The sequence below is a fragment of the Leuconostoc carnosum genome (assembly GCF_014207505.1).
Classification (GTDB): Bacteria; Bacillota; Bacilli; order Lactobacillales; family Lactobacillaceae; genus Leuconostoc; species Leuconostoc carnosum.
This window is the reverse complement of record NZ_JACHGL010000001.1, coordinates 13,830-32,511: the sequence shown is the minus strand read 5'-3', so window position 1 is coordinate 32,511 and position 18,682 is coordinate 13,830. Positions and strand designations below refer to the sequence as shown.

The window sequence follows — 18,682 nt, the reverse complement described above, 5'->3', positions numbered from 1 at the left end:
CTATTTAAAAAATATCTGTGCTTAGTATAACACAAATCAATCATTTGTTTGTTCACTCAATGCATCATTCCCTGCACGTAGCTCTTCAGTGTGCGCATTAATATATTGTTGAATGTCTGGTATTAATTGTGTATCTACCATGGTTTTTATTTGTCCCATTGTGTTAGCCACAGCTGTCGCTTTAGCAGAACCATGTGTCTTAACAACAGGCGCTTTAGTGCCCAAAATAACGGCACCACCAGCTTCATTATAATCTAGTTTCTTTTGCACTTCCTTAAAAGCAGGCTTGAGCAATGCCCCACCTATTTTACCACGTAAACCAGCTGCCAAAATAGATTGCTTGATTTGCTTGAGCATCATTAATGCCGTACCTTCAGTTGCTTTCAATGCAGCATTACCTGAAAAACCGTCAGCGACAACGACATCGGCTGTGCCATCAAGTAAATCACGTGCTTCAATATTACCAAGGAAGTTAAAAGAAGGTGAATTCTTCATCAGTTGGTGAGCTGTTTTATGAACTTCATCCCCTTTGTCTTCTTCTGCACCATTGTTCAATAAACGTACACTTGGTTCATCTATCTTTAAGACATGCGATGCATAAAAACTACCAAGAATACCATATTGATAAAGGTGTACAGGCTTGCTATCTGCATTAGCCCCTAGATCCATGAAAACAAAGTGATCATATTTACCACCAAAACTTGGTAAAGCCGTAGCCAAAGCAGGTCGATCAACACCTTTAATACGACCAACTAGGAAGATAGCGCTCGATAAGAGTGCACCGGTATTGCCAGCACTAAATAGTGCATCAGCCCGGCCTTCTTTAACTGCCATTGCTGCACGTACCATTGATGAATCTTTTTTCCGGCGCATAGCTTTAACTGGTTCATCACCCATAGCAATGACTTCAGTTGTTGGTATAAGCTCAATACGTTCCCAATTCTGAATTAAAGGTTTGACTTCACCTTCGGTACCATATAGTTGGAATTCAATATCTTTATAACGATCACGGGCAATTTCAACACCTTTAATTATTTCAAATGGCGCAAAATCCCCTCCCATTGCATCTATTGCTATTTTCATGATTTTATCATCCAGATATGCATATGCGCTTTATACAAACGTTTTACTTGGCTCTGAATACCTTTCTTTTCAAATTATCTTTGTTTATTTTATCATTTCTTTAATGATTCTGCTAAAATATGGTATTTAATTAGTAGATCGGCTTCTATGTGTCATGAAAAAAATAATAGACATCACAACTAAAAATATGAATCCAATAAGTAATGGCACACGTGTATCTGTGTTAATCACCATGTAGACTAACGTAACTAATAGCATGAGTATAGCAAAGTAGTTAGTAAACGGGGCAAATGGCATCTTAAACGGATGCTCAGCCATATGCGCTTTATTTTCTCGTCGAAATTTAATTTGGCTCCACAAGATGACAAACCATGGCACCATACCAGGCAAAGTACTAGCAGAATAGACAAGCACAAAAATATTGGCGCTACCATGCCAAAATAATGGTAACAAGGCATTTAAAATAATTCCTAAGAATATGCCACCTGAAATAGCTAACACTGGTAAGGTAGGCACACGATGCTTTGATAACTTTAGAAATTTGGGTGAAATTTCCTTACTTAAAGCTAACGTATAAAGCATTCGACTCGAACTAAACATCCCTGAATTCAAAGCAGAAATTGCAGCTGTCATCATCACAAAGTTAATAATACCGGCTGCTGCAGTTATCCCCACACGTGAAAATGTTTCCACAAAAGGTGACCCAACTTGATCTAACTGATTCCATGGATAAATCGTGATAATAACAAAGATAGCACCAATATAGAAAATTAATATACGTGCAACAATCGACTTGATTGCTGCAACAATCGCATGCTTGGGGTTTGCTGTTTCTCCAGCTGTTATCCCAATAATTTCAATACCTTGGTACGATGTGATCACAATAGATAAAGCAAACATGAAGCCTTTAAATCCACCAGCAAAGAATGCGCCATGCGTCCACAAATTTGAGAAACCAACAGGCTGCCAACCGTTGCCAAAGCCAAGCAAAATTACCATAAATCCTAAAATGATCATCAACACAATCGTAACCACTTTAATCATTGAGAACCAGGTCTCAAGATTCCCATAGGCCTTAACCGTACTCAAATTGGCTAATGTTAGCGTTGCTAACACCACAATGCCAGTTACCCAACCAGGAATGTTAGGGAACCAGTAATCAAGGTACATGCCCACGGCTATCGTCTCAGAGACCCCAACTGTTAACCACTGAAACACATTCGCCCATACCGTCAGGTAACCGGCTAAAGGATGAATATATTTTGTCGCATAATTGGCAAAAGAGCCAACAGCTGGATCAACATACAACATTTCTCCCAACGCACGCATGACTAAATACAAAATTATACCAGCAAGTGCATAGGCTAAAATGACAGATACGCCAGTCCATCTAATGGTTGAAGAAGCCCCCATAAATAATCCAACACCAATGGTCCCACCTAAGGCGATCATTTGCATTTGATTAGATGACAAATCACGATTTAATTCTCTATTATTGTGTTTCTCCGTCATAGTAGTAAATCCTCCACGTTTATAACCAAAAATAAAAAGCTGTAAAAAAAGCACTCCTAGAAACTATTCTCTAGGGGCGCTTTTGCGCGGTACCAACCCAATTTTAAGTATGACTCAGCATACCGCTTAACAATAATTAGGTTAACGACCAATTACACCGACAATAATTTCAGCTTCCGCCTACTCATATTATGCTTTAACGGTAGTTTTCATAAAAATGTATCATCACTCTCACCAACCATGATGTCTCTTAAATACATAAATTTACTACTTGTCCGCCTCAACGCTAGTACCAATGATACTATGATTTTGTTCTTTTTGCAAATATCGCTTATTAGCCAGCAACAGTTTTATGAACAATACTGAAACTATCTTAACGACAATAAAAAAACAGGTATTACCAAGTTGAACTTGATAATACCTGTTTAATGGAATATCCCAAAGGTCTCCTGATTGTTAAATCAGTGCTCCCTCTCGGACTCGAACCGAGGACCTTGGGATTAAAAATCCCCTACTCTAACCAACTGAGTTAAAGGAGCAAACATGCCGTAGCACATTTATATATATTACAGACATTTGTTAAAAAATGCAACCCTTTTTGAAATTTTTTTTAATTACGTTTTTAATATCACTGACAAATGTTGATATAATAAGCTTTTTTACAAAAAAAAGAAAACGCTACATCAGCAGCGTTTTCTAAATCATTACTTTTCAATATCACCGTCACTCAAATCATCAAGATCATTTGTGCCAGACAATTCTGTCAAATTATCATCAATTGATTCATCATCGCCAACTTTAACGTCATTTTCATCTTCATCATCGTCAACTTCAACTTCAGAATCAGTCGTATCATGATCAACTGATTCTTCTTCAACTTCTCCGAAGTCTTCATCTTCAGGATCATCATCATTATAGTCAATAACATCATCATCAGCTGCTGAATCAGCAAAGACATTAACCTTTTTAACAGACTTCTTACGCTTTGGTATCACATCTTCATCATCAATTTCATGAATCGATTCATCGATGGCATCAACTGGATACCATGCACGTAATCCCCATTCATTATTTCCTAAAGAAATAAATGAACCATCTGTGTTCAAATCAGTATAAAATTGTGAGAGGCGTTCTTTAAACGTCTCTGAATCAATGCCTAAAAATTCTTGAATTTCTTGAACTAATGAGCTAAATGGCATAACAGCTTTATTTTCTTCCAAGATTGCAGATGCAATTTCAACCAACGCTAATTCTTCTTTTGGGTGATTGCCAAATTGTGTAAGTGCCATAGTTGCACGTCCTTTCGAGTTTCTAACTAATTAAGTTTACTAGATATTTGATTAAATTGCAACCGAATCCTATATTCTCCAGCAATAATATCATTTGCATAAAGTTCATAATCAATATCAACTGTGCCCGAGTACGCTGTGGGGGCCATATTAACTCGCATGGCTGTTGTATGCGTCTCTAAATTCATTTGACCAATAGTTGTTTCATAATGTGCCGGTAGGCGTTTCTCATGTGCAAAGGCTAACTTAGTTAAACTATCGCCACTACGGTTTAATCGAACATGTTCTTTTTCAATTTTAAATAACACATTGGTAGGATTTTGCCCATCAATTAATTCAGTATAACGCAAGAATATAGTCTGATTTTTAACAATTAATTCTCCGACTGTATCAAATGTGAAAGTTTCTGACTCATTGTCTTGCGTAATCGTTGTTTTTAATTTAATGTCAACATCATTTTTTGTGGTTAACGTCATAGTTTTTCCCTTAAATCACGTATCCTTTAATTGTCAATGAGACAATAGTCATAATATATAGTGAAAAATATCATAATCATTATCTAAAATTGAAGCCAATATTATTGTAATCCTACAAATTAAATGGCTTTTTATTATTATTTCCTTTAATAATATATTATAACTTATTTTTCTTTTTTCAGTGTTTTTATATGCGTTAGAATACTTTTGATACACAATGCGAACCCAGTACAATATATTGCGCTTTATTGTGAACATATTACTTAAATTCTGAGTCAATTCATCATCTACTTTCATAATGTTCATCGATAATATTATATGATGACATGATTATTAAAATAGAAGCGTCTGCTAAAATTATTGGAAAATAAAAAAAGCCAAACCAGATAACCCAGTTTGACTTTTGCTTATATTATCATAAATATGTAACTCTATCAGCATATATTTATAACAAAATAAAAAGCCTAACAGGCTTCTTGATAAAAACTTCTATACATTACAAAACTAAATTTATTGATTAACTAAACTAACTTAATATTTTTGAGGTTGAAGATCTCTCTGTATCATTCAACATATATCAAATATGATATTAAAACCAGTAACTAATAATTTGACAAGTATTCTGCTAGACTGTTGAGTACACTCTCTGTTGTGCTCAATAAATTAATTATAGCACATATCTTAAATAATTGCTTGTTTTTCGTAAAGTCTTTAATAACCTGCCCAGTTTGCCATTTATAGACACTACTTTGTAAAGTAGCTCAATGTCATACTTTGAAGCCACTAATCTTCTGTGTTCATACTTTCCCTCCCGCGGTTGTTACGTCAGTCCGCCCTGCCATGAGTTAGGTATAAAAAATGAACAGTTTAGCGACATATTCAGATCGTGTTATGTAAGTCATCTCACATCATTCATTAGTGAGAATAATTTTTGTGCAAACAAATCAACCATTAAGGCGCTATCTATCGTAAACTATTAGCTGACTATCTCTCCATCAACAGTTAGAACATACCAAGTTCCTGATTTATATTTCACAGAATTCCTGCACTCATCTAAGTATGCCGAGTAAGAATTACCTTCATCCCAGACGTCATACCCCATTAAATAAATTTCATCTCAATCATTTGAAACAGCTTTAACTAACTTCTACATAGTAGAAAACATTGGGTTCTGTCTTTTGTTTGTCAAAATTGGATATAATGCCCAAAATGAAACATCTGATTTTTTGATAGCCAGTAGGCTGTTTTTTTGCTTTCATTCAACTTTTTATTTATTTTTTCTCCCAATAACAAGGCCATTTTACATCCTCCTTTCATTAATCATTTGGGTTATAATATAAGAAAGACAAAAAGGCAGCTTATGTTTACAGAAAAATTAGCAAAAGAAAAAGTTTTACGTGATCCTATTCACAACTTTATTCATGTACAGGATCGCATCATACTCGATTTAATTAACACCACCGAGTTTCAACGATTACGTCGCGTTCAGCAACTTGGTATTACTGGTGCCGTTTTTCATGGTGCTGAACACTCACGTTTTGGTCACTCAGTTGGTGCTTACGAAATTGCCAGACGTATTACAGAATATTTTGAACAATATTATCGCTCAAAATCACCAAATGACGGCCTTTGGCAACCTGAAGAACGCCTACTAACGCTAGTCGCTGCTTTATTACACGATATTGGTCATGGGGCATTTTCACATACTTTTGAGCATTTATTTGGTACTGATCATGAGGCCATTACACGCGAGATTATTGTTGGTGATACAGAAATTAATCAAGTGCTTTCCCAAGTATCACTAGATTTTCCAAATAAAGTAGCTAGCGTCATTGCAAAAACTTACGAAAATCCGCAAGTTGTTCAACTGATTTCTAGTCAGTTAGATGTAGATCGTATGGATTACCTCTTGCGAGACGCCTATTTCACAGGAACAAAATACGGAGAATTTGATATTGATCGTATTTTACGTACAATGCGCCCAACAGCTAACGGTATCGCTTTTGACATTGGTGGCATGCATGCCGTTGAAGATTATGTTGTCAGTCGCTACCAGATGTATTTACAAGTCTATTTCCACCCGGTATCACGTGGTATGGAGGTTTTGTTAGAGCATCTATTACACAGAGCACATGAGCTATTTACAGCAAGCGATACACATGAAAAAGATTTTGTGGGACCACTGCTAACCCCCTTATTTAACGATCAACCATTAACTGTTCACGATTACTTACAAATTGATGATCACGTGTTCATGACATATATTTCGATGTGGCGAAACCATCCTGATCCAATACTATCAGACCTTTCTCGAAGATTTTTAGACCGCTGGCCATTGAAATCAATCGTTATTAACGACGAGACAGCACCACTGCTAGAAGATCTTGAACAATTAGTTAATATTGCAGGCTACAATCCAAAGTACTATACAGCGCGTAATGATGCTTTTGATTTACCTTATGACGACTACAAACCAAATGTCGCTAAACCACGTACGCAAATTGACTTCGTATTAGGTGATGGTACCCATCGTGAATTATCAGAATTATCACCACTAGTTGCGGCCATTAAGGGTCAAGTATCTTTTGATAACCGATTCTATTTTCCAAAAGAAATGCTCAATATTGAGCCTGATGAATTATTTGCCGATACATTTAAGACATTCCGTAGTTACATTCATAATAATGCATTAACAACACCTAATCCAGAGAGTTAAAAAAGCTAATGACTAGTCATTAGCTTTTTTAATCATAAATTATATCCCACTCAGTAGTCACAGTGGCACCTATTTTATCGGTAACATGAGACTACTATGTGCAAGATCAATCGTATAAGTAATAGCCTGATTTCCTCGGATTGTCATTTCAAAGTCAGTAGCATATATAATAACGCCTAGCTGATGACTGGCACGAAGTCGGTACATCGTAGGCTGTAATGTTAATTTAACTGACACGTATTCATCAACCAACAAATCATCATTTTGCCAAGCACTATGCCGATTCTGCAAATTAATATGACCAATACTAATCATCTTGTACTGTCCTTTTTGACTTTCAAATTCTTGCAAAGGTGTCTTAGCAAAATTCATACCACGATCAATAGCTACATTCTGGCGAGTTAAATTAGGTTTCAAGTAATTATCCAGACCATAATCAACTAGCATGACACTAATAAGACCTACATTTTGTGACGATTTCACACGCAAATTAAGTATAGTCTCTCCATCAATAAACTGTGACTGAGATAAAGTCTCACATTTAAAATGAAGCTGTGTATTTGCTAATGCCGGTGCTTGCTTTAAAGTTTGCTCACGCCACTGATTAAAATTCTTTGTATATTGCTTAAAAAGCCCCTCCGGTAAGCCATCGGTAAACGATAAGGTACCGTTTGTTGGTTCAGAAACTAGTTGATTAGCTGTGAAATGATAAGTCTTTTCATGCGAGTTGTCCCCCCAATCTGTTAATTTATGCCAAGTTTGGACTTGTGTATTATCTTGCCATGTGACTGTTGGTAGGATATTTGTCGCGCCAACATCAACACCTAAAAGTTTCTCTGTGAACCATAAATTCATTTGATCAGCAAAATCTAATGACGCATTATCATTAATATTAATATGCTGTCCTTGGTGCAAAATCAGTTTGTTATGATGACCATTATCACGTAAAGCTTGCCATAAACGATACACTTGCCGCGGCTTGACATTCCAATCATTTAAACCATGAACTGAAACAATATCGATGTTAATTTGATTCGTGTGATTTAAATAATTGCGCGAATCCCAATAGGCATTATAATTACCTGTTTGACGATCTTGAAGTTGTGTAGTATTTTCTTGAAATAACTGCCACTGCTTTTTGTTCCGAAGCCAATCAGCAGGGTCTTTCATACGACTAAAAACTAATTCCGCTAAAACATCCATATCTTCTCCAGGAAAACCTCCTGGTGCAATAACTAATCCGTTATCACGATAGTACTGATACCAATCTGAAATAGCAGCTTCAGAAATAATCGTTTGTAATCCTTTAACCCCAGTTGTGGCAACTGCTGTAGCCAAGGTGCCTAAATAAGATCTTCCCGTCATCGCTATTTTATGATTTGACCAATCTGCTTTAATTGCAATTTGGCTCGTTCGATCTGTGAAAGCGACACGATCACCGGCTAGCCATTCTACGACATTTTTCATCGATTCAACCTGCATTGGCGAGCCAGTATCTTGCATACCATCAGAATGACGCGTGCCCACACCAGAAGCATAGGCCACAGCATATCCACGAGATAGGAAATAATTATTTAAGTCCCAGGGTTTTCCAGCTAAATCAACAAAAGTTTTCGTGGCTTTTGTTGATTGCCCGCTGACAACTCGAGGTTTTATGTCGCTCGTCAGTTCTTCATTATTGTTTGCCATATCCCCTGTGACATGGCTAACTGCTTTATGAGTTAACGGTTGATTAACCGAATGTATTTTAGCGTCGTTTTCTTGCACCATCATCCCTTGATAATAAGGTGAAGCAGTAAATAAAACTGGTAATTTTTCCGTTGTGTTCGGTCTTTGGATATCAACTTGGATTAAGTCTAGTCGCCCATCTCCATCTGAATCAACAGTTGTTTCAACCCAAACTGTTTCTTGAATTAAATATTTGGTATCATATGTCACCATGGATTTACCATTGAATAACAAACGTTGATTATTAGCTTCAAAGTAACCATGACTAGCTAAGTCATCAATCCATAAAAGGCCATTTTTAGTATGGGTATTTAATAATATATACCAAGCATGATAAATATCAGAAACGGCCACCGTTTCTAAACCAATTTTTTCAAACAATTTTTTTCCGTCATAATTATGGACAGCTAATTCTGCTTCAAAACCAAGTAACTGAGCCGCAATCGTATAAAAAATATGTCTATCCAGTATGCCTTCTTGTTCAAAAAAAGTTAATACATCAGTTTCTGATGTTGCAAGATGTTCACGTAACCACTCGTTTTCAGCGGCCACACCATGATATGTCACCAAAGCCCGTCTTATTAGTTTTTCGAATATATTTTGATCAGACCAATTATCATGATAGAACCCAATTGTTTTTAATTCTGATATTTCTGTTGCTTTATCCACATTTAGTTGACCGTATTGTTGTATTTTTGTCATTTTTTACACCTTTTTTAATTAATGACATTATACAATAAAAATACATCCCCATAATATATCTCATTTTTTGATAGCAATGATTCTAGAGTTGGCTAAGTTTATAGGCATATAAAAAACCAATTAGTTTATCTGACAAATAGATATACTAATTGGTTTCATGACGTTTAATTAATATTTCAATGTTGGTAACTACTTGTTCCTAATTTTTTAAAATCAGGAATAGTTAACATGAATAGCAAGCTAACCACATACATTGCTGCCAAACTCAGCATAACTGCACCAACACTATAGTTATCCATAATCCAACCAATAACTACTGAAGAAAAAGCACCAATCGCTCTTCCCGAACCCATAAGGGTATTAGCTGCCGTAGCTCTAATTTCTGAGGGGTATAAACGGCTAATAACCGCTCCAAAACCACCGTACATACCATTAGAGAAGAAACCGACGACTGCACCTAATATAGTTAACGTCCACATATTATAGGCGAAAGTGAAAGCGTATATCATTAATGCAGAAGCAACTAAGAAAATTGCAAATGCCTGGCGCGGTCCAATTTTGTCTAAAATTGTTCCAAATGTCAGCATACCAATAGCCATTCCCATGATAATTGGTATCATGCCCAAGTTGACATATCCAGCTGTTACAGTTGAAGTAATCCCCAATTGTTTACGCATAATTGTTGGCAACCAATTCATCAAACCATAATAACCAGATGTTTGGATGGTTAGCATAATAATCAAAACAAGTGACGTATAAGCACGCTTGGGCGTATTAGCAATGAATTTAAAGCTGAACTTCTTCTTCCCAGACTTATAATCTGCCTGCAACTGCTCAAAAGCTGGTGTTTCTTTCAAATGACGACGCACAATGTAAACGACAATCAAAGGTAAGAAGCCAATCATGAATAGTCCACGCCAACCAAAAGATGGCATAATGAGTGTTGCTAAAATGGCTGCCAGAATAGCACCTACTTGTCCACCAATGGCCGTAATAGAGCTCACCCTACCGACTCGGTTGGCCTTAAAGCTCTCAGCAATCAGTGCCATACTCACACCATACTCACCACCAGTTCCCATACCAAGTAAGAAACGTGACCCATAAATCGTGTATGCATTATCTAAAAATGCCAAAATTACAGTGGCAAACGTGACTAACATAATGGTATACGACAAAACGCGTACACGACCAATGCGGTCTGCCAAAATACCAAATAGTACACTCCCTAATAATGCACCCCAGTTAGACATTGCAGCAATGATACCACCTTGTGCGCCACTGATGTGTAACTCAGCAATCATTGGTGCTAAGGCAAATGATAAGAAAGTCGCATCCATATGATCTAAGGTAAACCCTAGTGTCGTCGAACCCAAAACAACTTTTTGTTCCTGGGTTAGCTTTTTGGATACGGCATCCTCTGCTGTATTACTGACCTGACTTATTGCCATTATATTCTCCTTCAAAATGATCGCTCACCGGCAATCTTTATTTTGTCTGTTAAATATTAAACCATACATCATCAAAAAACACAATTAAACGTTTAACATTATAATTAAAAATTGATAATAGGAATCTCGCTTAACTCAATTAAAATATCTAAACACTTCATACGCTTATCATTATTACACTCAAAACATTTTTTCAAATACAATTTTTTATTCTCTTTCATAAAAAGAGCACCCGATCATCATCAGGTGTTCTTTTGGCTCAGTTATTTTCAATGATAGCCGCATTAACTGCTGCCTTTTCAGCTGTAATTAGCGCCACACGAGTACTAATTACGCGTGTATCCATCGTAATTTCACGTGTCAGTCCTGGCTGATTAATCTTAGGTTCAAAGAATGTTTTGAACTCCTCCAATCGTGTTGCTGTCTTCAAAATACCAGCAACCACAGTAATATAAGTTGTGAATTCCATGTCTCCGCCAACCTTAGATTCAAGCCATCCCCACTCCTGACGTAACCAATCCCAAGCGATTTGCTCACCCTGTGCATTTCTCAAGACGCTACCAAACCAACCACGTAGGTCTTGCGGTTTAATCACATCAGCATCTTCAAATTTTGCTACTAACTCTGTCATGAATTTTAAATTCTTGGTGCTGGTAATGGCACCACGTAAATCTTGTTTATAGCTAGCATCTGAACTAGTAATATACTCAGATAAAAGGTGGCTAAGTAGATCATCACGACCAAAATTTTGTACTTCATTACGTAAAACAAAAGGTCTCGTGTCTGCCGGCAAGGTGAGTAAGTTCTGTGCATGCGCTTTAAAAATAGCATGTCCTTGAGCAATTGCAGTAGTATTTTCAGCATATAATGCAGCAGAAATAATATAAGGACGTGTCAGTTGATCATCAGCAGTTTCATTTTCTTTAGCCTGCCAACCCAAACGTTCAAACTGTTGGTCACTCAGTTTGCCATAAAATTGCTTCAGTGCTTGCTCATCCTCACTATCAGGCAATACAAACTGGCGTAGATTTCCCGCGACACGATAAAGTGCGTCATTTACGATTGTGTCCGAACTATGAGCAAATCGTAATAATAACGGTACGATATCCGCATAAGAAATTTGACTACCATCAGCCAACAAACGTAAATCTTGCAAAATCTGTAACTGTGAAATAGCGTCTAATTGATCGACCTCAGTTAAAATGTCACGTAATAAGGTGTCATCATAATGCACAATAACATGTGAATCGTTACCGACATTGACACGAAATGGTTCCCCTGCAGTTGCACGCAAAACATCATAATCACCCAATGACAAAGCTTTTTCTGTCAAAATAGTAGGTGCGTTATCATAATTACTATTCAATGGTACCTGCCACTGACGGTCAACGTCCTGACCTTCTCCAATAAAGAACTGTTGCTGTGATAGTGTTAATTGACCATCAACAACTGCAACATGAATGACGGGGTAGCCCGGTTGTTCCAACCATGAATGCATAATAGCTGACACATCTTTACCAGATGATTCGCCCAATGCTTGCCACAAATCCGATCCAGTTGCATTGTGATATTGATGTGCCGCAAAATAGTTTTTTAACCCTTCACGAAGGGCTTCATCTCCGATTAAAGCACGCACCATCACTAACATACGAGCGCCCTTAGCATAGACAATAGCAGAATCAAATAACGAGTCAATTTCAGCCGGATGGTTGACTTCAACATGAACTGATTGTACGCCGTCCGTTGCATCGCGACGCAATGCAGCAGGAACATCATTCGTTTGGAATGTTTCCCAAATATGCCAATCTGGTTGAAGCGCGTCAATCGCAACATATTCCATCATATTGGCAAAACTCTCATTTAACCACAAATCATCCCACCATTTCATTGTAACCAAATCACCGAACCATTGGTGTGCTAACTCATGAGCAATCACAGTGGCAACAACTTGTTTCATTTGTAATGATGTATTATCCGGATCAAGTAACAAGTAAGCTTCACGATAAGTTACCAATCCCCAATTTTCCATAGCGCCAGCTGAAAAATCAGGTAATGCTAACTGGTTAGATTGTGACAATGGATACGGCGTTTGGTAGAAATCTTCGAAAAATTCAATCGAACGTTTCGCAATATCTAAAGCAAAATCAAGCGCTTTATCTTCATGGGCTTTGGTTGCATAAACACCAATATTAACACCGCTTGTTGTTTTTGTTTGCTTGCTTTGTAGATCCCCAAACGCAAAAGCAACTAAGTAGGTTGACATACGTAAAGTGGTATCAAAATAATGGATGCCATTTTCAACATGATTTTCTGGCATATTGGCTAATACGGTTTCGCCAGCTTCTTCGTCAAATTTAATTGCTAGATCAAATGTTGCTTTGGCTTCTGGTTCATCAATACTCGGAAAAGCTTGACGCGCAAAGTTTGTTTCAAATTGTGTGCCAATCAGTTGTTTCTTTTCACCATTCACTTCGTAATATGATGGATAAATCCCCATCATTGTATCTGTTAGTGGTGCAGAATAAGTGATTGTTAGTGTAATTTTCCCTGTCTCAGGTAAGTCGATGTTAAGCGCATCGATGTCATTATTTAGTGTAAAAGACACATCAACATCGTTTACTTTAACCGCACTGACTTTCAAATCTTTTTGATGTATTGCAATCTGATTAGTTTTCGCAGTTCCAGTGATACTTGTTTTCCCACTAAAAATTTTGTTCTGACGATTAATATCCAAATAGATATTGTAATGATCAGGTTGAAATTTCTTATACAATCGTTCAAATTCTGCCATGGTGACTCCTTTTTAATGCTAGAATAATTTCATTATACACTTTTGTCCGATTACACGGTATCAACATACAGTGAAAAACGGCGTTTGTTATAATTATCCTATGTTGTTGTTTTCAACGACTGAATCAATCTCAAAACTGCGATTAATCATTTAACGAGAGGAAATAACGTGACTATTTTATATACTTTGGCATTACTATTAATTGGTATTATTGGTACCAACATCATTCAACCTTTTTTACCTAAAATTCCAGAAACATTTATTCTAATCATTGTTGGTATCTGTTTGTCCTTTACCCCAACATTTAAAAATTTTGAACTAGAGCCTGAATTCTTTATGCTTATGGTTATTGCCCCACTAATGTTTTTGGATGGTCAAAGGCAATCTTTTAAAAAAATAAGAGAACGATTTAAAGTTATTTTTTTACTTTCTGTTGTTTTGGCGATTGGTTCAGCAGCAGCCGTTGGCATCATTGCAAATCGCATCGAAGTTGCATGGACTTTCCCTTTAGCGATTACTTTGGCCGCTATCGTGGTCCCAACTGACGCTGTCGCTGTTAAATCTCTCACGTCTGGTACTTCGATGCCAAAAGGCGTAAACGAAGCATTAGAACTCGAATCTTTATTTAATGATGCCACTGGATTGGTGATGTTAGACCTCGCGCTATCCGTTCTAGAAAAAGGCTCGTTTTCTATTTTTAGTGGCTTACAACATTTTCTATTCGTTGCTATCGGTGGTGTTATTATTGGTATCATCAGTGGTTTTGCGCTTGTTTGGCTTCGAACAACGTTAAATTTCCGAGCCAGCGATCCTGAAACAACAATTCTACCAATCGGCCTATTAACCCCTTTTGCTGTCTATTTACTTGCTGAATTTTTCAACACATCCGGTATTTTGGCTGTAGTGGCAACAGGTATTGTTCATAATTGGGAATCAAGTAAGTTACGATTAACATCTACTCGTGTGCAATTAACACAGTCAGCCGTTTGGCATACTATTTCTAATATATTAAACAGCATCGTGTTCCTCATTCTAGGTATCTCGCTGCGATCCGTCTGGCATGAAGTAACGAATATTGGCATTCGGTTGTCACTACAATTAGTTGTCTTAGCACTTTTAATTTACCTCACAATGTTCATCGTCCGCTTCCTGTGGGCAAAAAACGCAGATGATCGAGATACAACAGCTTTCTTTGGTGATCGAAGTGACAAGCATCATACTTTAAATGCGCGTCTTTTTGCCATTAGTGGTGTGCATGGCACGGTGACGCTAGCAATGGCTTTCTCACTACCAACTCAAATTGGGGGTCAAAATTTCCCTTATCGAGAAGAACTCATTATCGTCGCCACACTTGTTATCTTAATTAGTATGTTAATTAGTGCTGTTTTGCTTCCTATCCTATTACCATCAAAAGCCCAGTCATTTACGGATAACGAACTTAATCATACACGCGATCAAATGGTCGATTACGCCATATTACAAATACATCAAAATATTAATGATCATGATGTTCGTGAAAAATTAACAGAACAATTACAATCTCAAAAAGGCTTTATACGAATCAATGACAGACAAGAAATGCTCAAGAATTATCAAGACTTACTCTCCCAAACAAAAACATTTGTTTTAACATATCTTAATAGTGATCAAGTCAATAATCACTACACTCGTCCGGTCATTGATACTTATCAAAAAATAATTAATCGTCTCTATCCTGCCGCTCATCCACATAATCCAAAGGCCATGTTACAATCTGCTAAACAACGGTTCCAAAATCAATATAAACATACGAAGTTGTACCATCAGAACAAAAAACTAGTAAAAACGCAGAAAATGCTATTACAGGAAAATTGGCTATCCCAAAATGAAAACCAGCGACAAGATTGGCTAAATACCAGAGATGAACTGCTGGAACTAAATTATGATGTGATTGAGGCAGTAGATGCTTACTTAGATGATACTTTAAGCCAACGACTTGATGACCAGTATACCGATAATCAGTATATCGATTACGTCCGCCATGAAATAAATCATTATTTTTCTATCATTAAACGTGATTACAAAAAAGATAAACCAGATATTGATAATGGTTTTTATATGCAAGCATTCCAATCAGAATATAATTTCGTCCAACAAGCACTCATGGATAATCGAATTTCTGATACTATGGCTAACATTTTATATAGTGAAATTAATCAAGCACAAACTTTACAACTACAACAAATACGCCAATTACAATCTCTGAATTAACTAAAAAATCAACGCAGCATGCTGCGTTGATTTTTTCTTACAACCACTTTTTAAGCAGATTCGTTAACTCATCTTGTGCTGTTTCCCCTTGCACCCATATCAAACCAGGTATTTGATGACGGAGGTAGGTTAATTGCCGTTTCGCATAGCGTCTTGAATCTTGCTGCAATTGTGTAATGGCTTCTGACAATGACACATGTCCTTGTAAATATGGGAAAAATTCCTTATAGCCAATCGCTTTTCCAGCCTGCAATGATTCACCGCCTGCTGTAAGAATCTTACACACTTCGTCCAAGATCCCGTCATCAATCATGTCTTGCGCACGTGCATTAATGCGTTGATATAACACTTCGCGCGGCCAGTCAATACCAATCACACAGGCATCATATTGTGGCCGTTGAATGGGCTTATCGTGCTGACCATGACGTGAAATTTCAATCGCACGTATGACCCGTTGTTTGTTGTGCAAATCTACTCGTTGAGACAAATCTTCATCGCGTAACTTTAGCTCATCTACAAGCACCGCTAATGGTTGCTGTTTTAACATGTCAACTTCGTGAGGATCACTCGCGACAAAATCGAGCACCTGCTCGCCTAATAACGCTTTGACATAAAAGCCAGTCCCACCAGCAATAATTGGTAACTTACCTCGTGACACAATATCTGCAATGATTTGATCGGCTAATTTCACAAATTCAGCGACGGAGAAACTCGCCGTCATATCTAAGATATCAATCAAATGATGTGGCACCATCTGTTGCTCTGCCAAACTAATCTTCGCTGTGCCAATATCCAAATGACGATAAACTTGTAAAGCATCTGCGGAGATAATCTCACCATTAAATTGCTGTGCCATCGCAATAGCTAAATCACTCTTTCCAGAAGCTGTTGGCCCAGCAATCACTAATATTTTAAGTTTGTTTGTCATTGTCATCCCCTTGTATTTCTGCACGAATTTTTGTTGCTAAAGCGACTTGATTAGTAATAATTCCTTGTAACCCCGCTTTAAAAATGCGACGCATATCCGCTTCATTATCTACTGTCCAAGTCCGCATATGATTCTTTGCCCGCCAAAAAATAGTCGGTTTCTGTTTTAAAATACGAATATCAGCATGAATATAGTCAAAAACACCTCGTATTTTTAACCAATATACTTTTGGTGTTGCCCAAAAAACCAGTGCAGCAATATCAGCATTTGGACTTAAAAGGCGAATTTTTTTCAAAGTTGTTAAATTAAAGCTTTGATAGATCACACGATACTTTGGTTGAAAGCTAGCAACCATATCCAATACTTCTTGTTCAATACCGGGATAATCAACGTGATCCGTCTTTATTTCCAACAATAATGTTTGCTCAAAACCAATATCACGCAAAAAATTTAAAAATTCAATAAATGTTGGAATTCTTACGCCTTGCATGATTGGTTCTTTATAACTACCCGCATCTAATGCCTTAATTTCAGCCAAAGTTAAATCTTTAACATACCCAGTGCCATCAGTTGTGCGATCTACTTTTTCATCATGAATAACAATCAAGTGCCCATCTTTTGTACGATGAACATCCATTTCCAACATATCTGGCCGATAAGCAAGGGCCGCCTGGAATGCCGGTATTGTATTTTCTGGTGCCACTATGCGGTAACCACGATGAGCGACAATATTTGTTTTCATTTTCATAACTTAATTATACTAAATTCATTTACAAATATACTAAAATAGTTGATAATAGACTTTAGAGAAACTTAAGAAAAGGAAAACAATATTATGAACTCATTTAAAACAGGTGTATTTGTTGGCGTTCTTAGTTCAGTAGCAGTAGCAGCCGCGGCAGCACTTAGCTACCACCAAACAGTTATCAAGCCAGCTGAAGAAGCGGAAGAACATCATGAAGAAGTGTCAAAGCAGGCTATCCGTCGTAGCGTTGCAGCGCACCAATCACGTTACTAAAATTTTAATAATAACAGTTAAAAGCCTGTCAATCACTAACTTGTGTTAGCGATTGACAGGCTTTTACTTTTGACAATTTTTTTAAATTAAATATGATATTTCAATCAAACCGGCCAACTGTACCAAGTTTATCAAGTGCTTTCATCATTGTTTTTGTTATCTGTTCAGGTTTTTCTGGGGTTTCTGACATTAACCATATTTCCAATATCTGCCAAAGTCCGCCAATAGAATAGGCTAGTACGTAATTAATTTCTGTTGGTGTACCAGTAATATGCCAAGGTGCGTGAAACTTTTGATATATCTGAGACGCGTGATTATTCCATTTATGAAAGATAATATAAAATAAATCTTGCTGAATTAATACCCTTGCATAATTACGGTGCTGTGCCCAAAACTCAAAAAATAATTGCACAATGTCATCGAATTTCATCATCTGACCGCTCACTTGATCTAATGCTTCAATATATTCGTGAATGAGTTCATCAGCATAAACCTCCAACAATTCTTGTTTATCTTTGAAAGTACGATAAAACGTTCTGCGCGATAACCCAGCTGCTTCAGCTATTTCGGTCACAGATATATCCTGAAAAGATTTGTCTTGCATTAACTCAAACAAAGCTTTCAGCAACCATTCTTTTGACTGTAAAACTAACTTTTGATGTCCATCCATATTCTACTTATCCCTCCGCCTCACTTTTTCATTTTTGTGCCACTTCCACTATTATTCTGGTATTTATCAAC

Annotated in this window: 13 protein-coding genes, 1 tRNA gene and 1 other annotated feature; of the genes, 3 read left to right on the top strand and 11 right to left on the bottom strand. The window is 37.0% G+C overall.

The window, feature by feature from the left end; genetic code table 11:
- Positions 1–36: 36 nt before the first annotated feature.
- The 5 genes from plsX to HNQ98_RS00120 all read right to left on the bottom strand — a co-directional run bounded on the left by plsX (position 37) and on the right by HNQ98_RS00120 (position 4,360).
- Positions 37–1,083, bottom strand: coding sequence for a phosphate acyltransferase PlsX (gene plsX / locus HNQ98_RS00140; protein ID WP_135197655.1), 1,047 nt, complete (start codon positions 1,081–1,083; stop codon positions 37–39).
- A 126-nt stretch (positions 1,084–1,209) separates the two neighbouring features.
- A complete protein-coding gene (locus tag HNQ98_RS00135; protein ID WP_014974679.1) occupies positions 1,210–2,595 on the bottom strand; it encodes an amino acid permease in 1,386 nt (461 codons plus the stop codon).
- A 69-nt stretch (positions 2,596–2,664) separates the two neighbouring features.
- Positions 2,665–2,888: a binding site (T-box leader), on the bottom strand.
- A 172-nt stretch (positions 2,889–3,060) separates the two neighbouring features.
- Positions 3,061–3,134, bottom strand: a tRNA-Lys gene (locus HNQ98_RS00130).
- 165 nt (positions 3,135–3,299) lie between these two features.
- Positions 3,300–3,884 (bottom strand): DNA-directed RNA polymerase subunit delta, encoded by a 585-nt coding sequence (gene rpoE / locus HNQ98_RS00125; protein WP_014974680.1) that lies wholly within the window; start codon positions 3,882–3,884, stop codon positions 3,300–3,302.
- 26 nt (positions 3,885–3,910) lie between these two features.
- On the bottom strand, positions 3,911–4,360 hold the full coding sequence (locus HNQ98_RS00120) for a YwiB family protein (protein WP_014974681.1): 450 nt from the start codon (positions 4,358–4,360) through the stop codon (positions 3,911–3,913).
- 1,360 nt (positions 4,361–5,720) lie between these two features.
- Between HNQ98_RS00120 and HNQ98_RS00115 the strand changes: the two genes are divergently transcribed.
- Positions 5,721–7,076, top strand: a complete 1,356-nt coding sequence (locus tag HNQ98_RS00115; protein WP_135197656.1) for an HD domain-containing protein — start codon at positions 5,721–5,723, stop codon at positions 7,074–7,076.
- Between the two features lie 69 nt (positions 7,077–7,145).
- Here HNQ98_RS00115 and HNQ98_RS00110 read toward each other — a convergent pair whose 3' ends face one another.
- The 3 genes from HNQ98_RS00110 to HNQ98_RS00100 form a co-directional block, all read right to left on the bottom strand.
- Complete coding sequence (locus HNQ98_RS00110) at positions 7,146–9,506, bottom strand: Xaa-Pro dipeptidyl-peptidase (protein ID WP_135197657.1); 2,361 nt, start codon at positions 9,504–9,506, stop codon at positions 7,146–7,148.
- 176 nt (positions 9,507–9,682) lie between these two features.
- The gene (locus HNQ98_RS00105; RefSeq protein ID WP_135197658.1) at positions 9,683–10,954 is read right to left on the bottom strand and encodes an MFS transporter; all 1,272 of its coding nucleotides are present in this window, start codon (positions 10,952–10,954) and stop codon (positions 9,683–9,685) included.
- 259 nt (positions 10,955–11,213) lie between these two features.
- The gene (locus tag HNQ98_RS00100) at positions 11,214–13,745 is read right to left on the bottom strand and encodes a M1 family metallopeptidase (RefSeq protein ID WP_135198171.1); all 2,532 of its coding nucleotides are present in this window, start codon (positions 13,743–13,745) and stop codon (positions 11,214–11,216) included.
- 168 nt (positions 13,746–13,913) lie between these two features.
- On the opposite strand from HNQ98_RS00100, the gene HNQ98_RS00095 reads away from it, so the two are divergent.
- A complete protein-coding gene (locus tag HNQ98_RS00095) occupies positions 13,914–15,995 on the top strand; it encodes a cation:proton antiporter (protein ID WP_135197660.1) in 2,082 nt (693 codons plus the stop codon).
- A gap of 37 nt (positions 15,996–16,032) precedes the next feature.
- Here HNQ98_RS00095 and miaA read toward each other — a convergent pair whose 3' ends face one another.
- Positions 16,033–16,923: a tRNA (adenosine(37)-N6)-dimethylallyltransferase MiaA gene (miaA, locus tag HNQ98_RS00090; protein ID WP_135197661.1), complete on the bottom strand. Its 891-nt coding sequence runs from the start codon at positions 16,921–16,923 to the stop codon at positions 16,033–16,035.
- The gene (locus HNQ98_RS00085; protein ID WP_135197662.1) at positions 16,907–17,671 is read right to left on the bottom strand and encodes a glycerophosphodiester phosphodiesterase family protein; all 765 of its coding nucleotides are present in this window, start codon (positions 17,669–17,671) and stop codon (positions 16,907–16,909) included. The genes miaA and HNQ98_RS00085 overlap by 17 nt, the downstream gene beginning before the upstream one ends.
- An 87-nt stretch (positions 17,672–17,758) precedes the next feature.
- On the opposite strand from HNQ98_RS00085, the gene HNQ98_RS00080 reads away from it, so the two are divergent.
- Positions 17,759–17,941 (top strand): DUF3042 family protein, encoded by a 183-nt coding sequence (locus tag HNQ98_RS00080; protein WP_019041597.1) that lies wholly within the window; start codon positions 17,759–17,761, stop codon positions 17,939–17,941.
- A 100-nt stretch (positions 17,942–18,041) separates the two neighbouring features.
- Here the strand turns inward: HNQ98_RS00080 and HNQ98_RS00075 are convergent, their stop codons facing one another.
- Positions 18,042–18,611, bottom strand: a complete 570-nt coding sequence (locus HNQ98_RS00075) for a TetR/AcrR family transcriptional regulator (RefSeq protein ID WP_135197663.1) — start codon at positions 18,609–18,611, stop codon at positions 18,042–18,044.
- Positions 18,612–18,682: the final 71 nt, after the last annotated feature.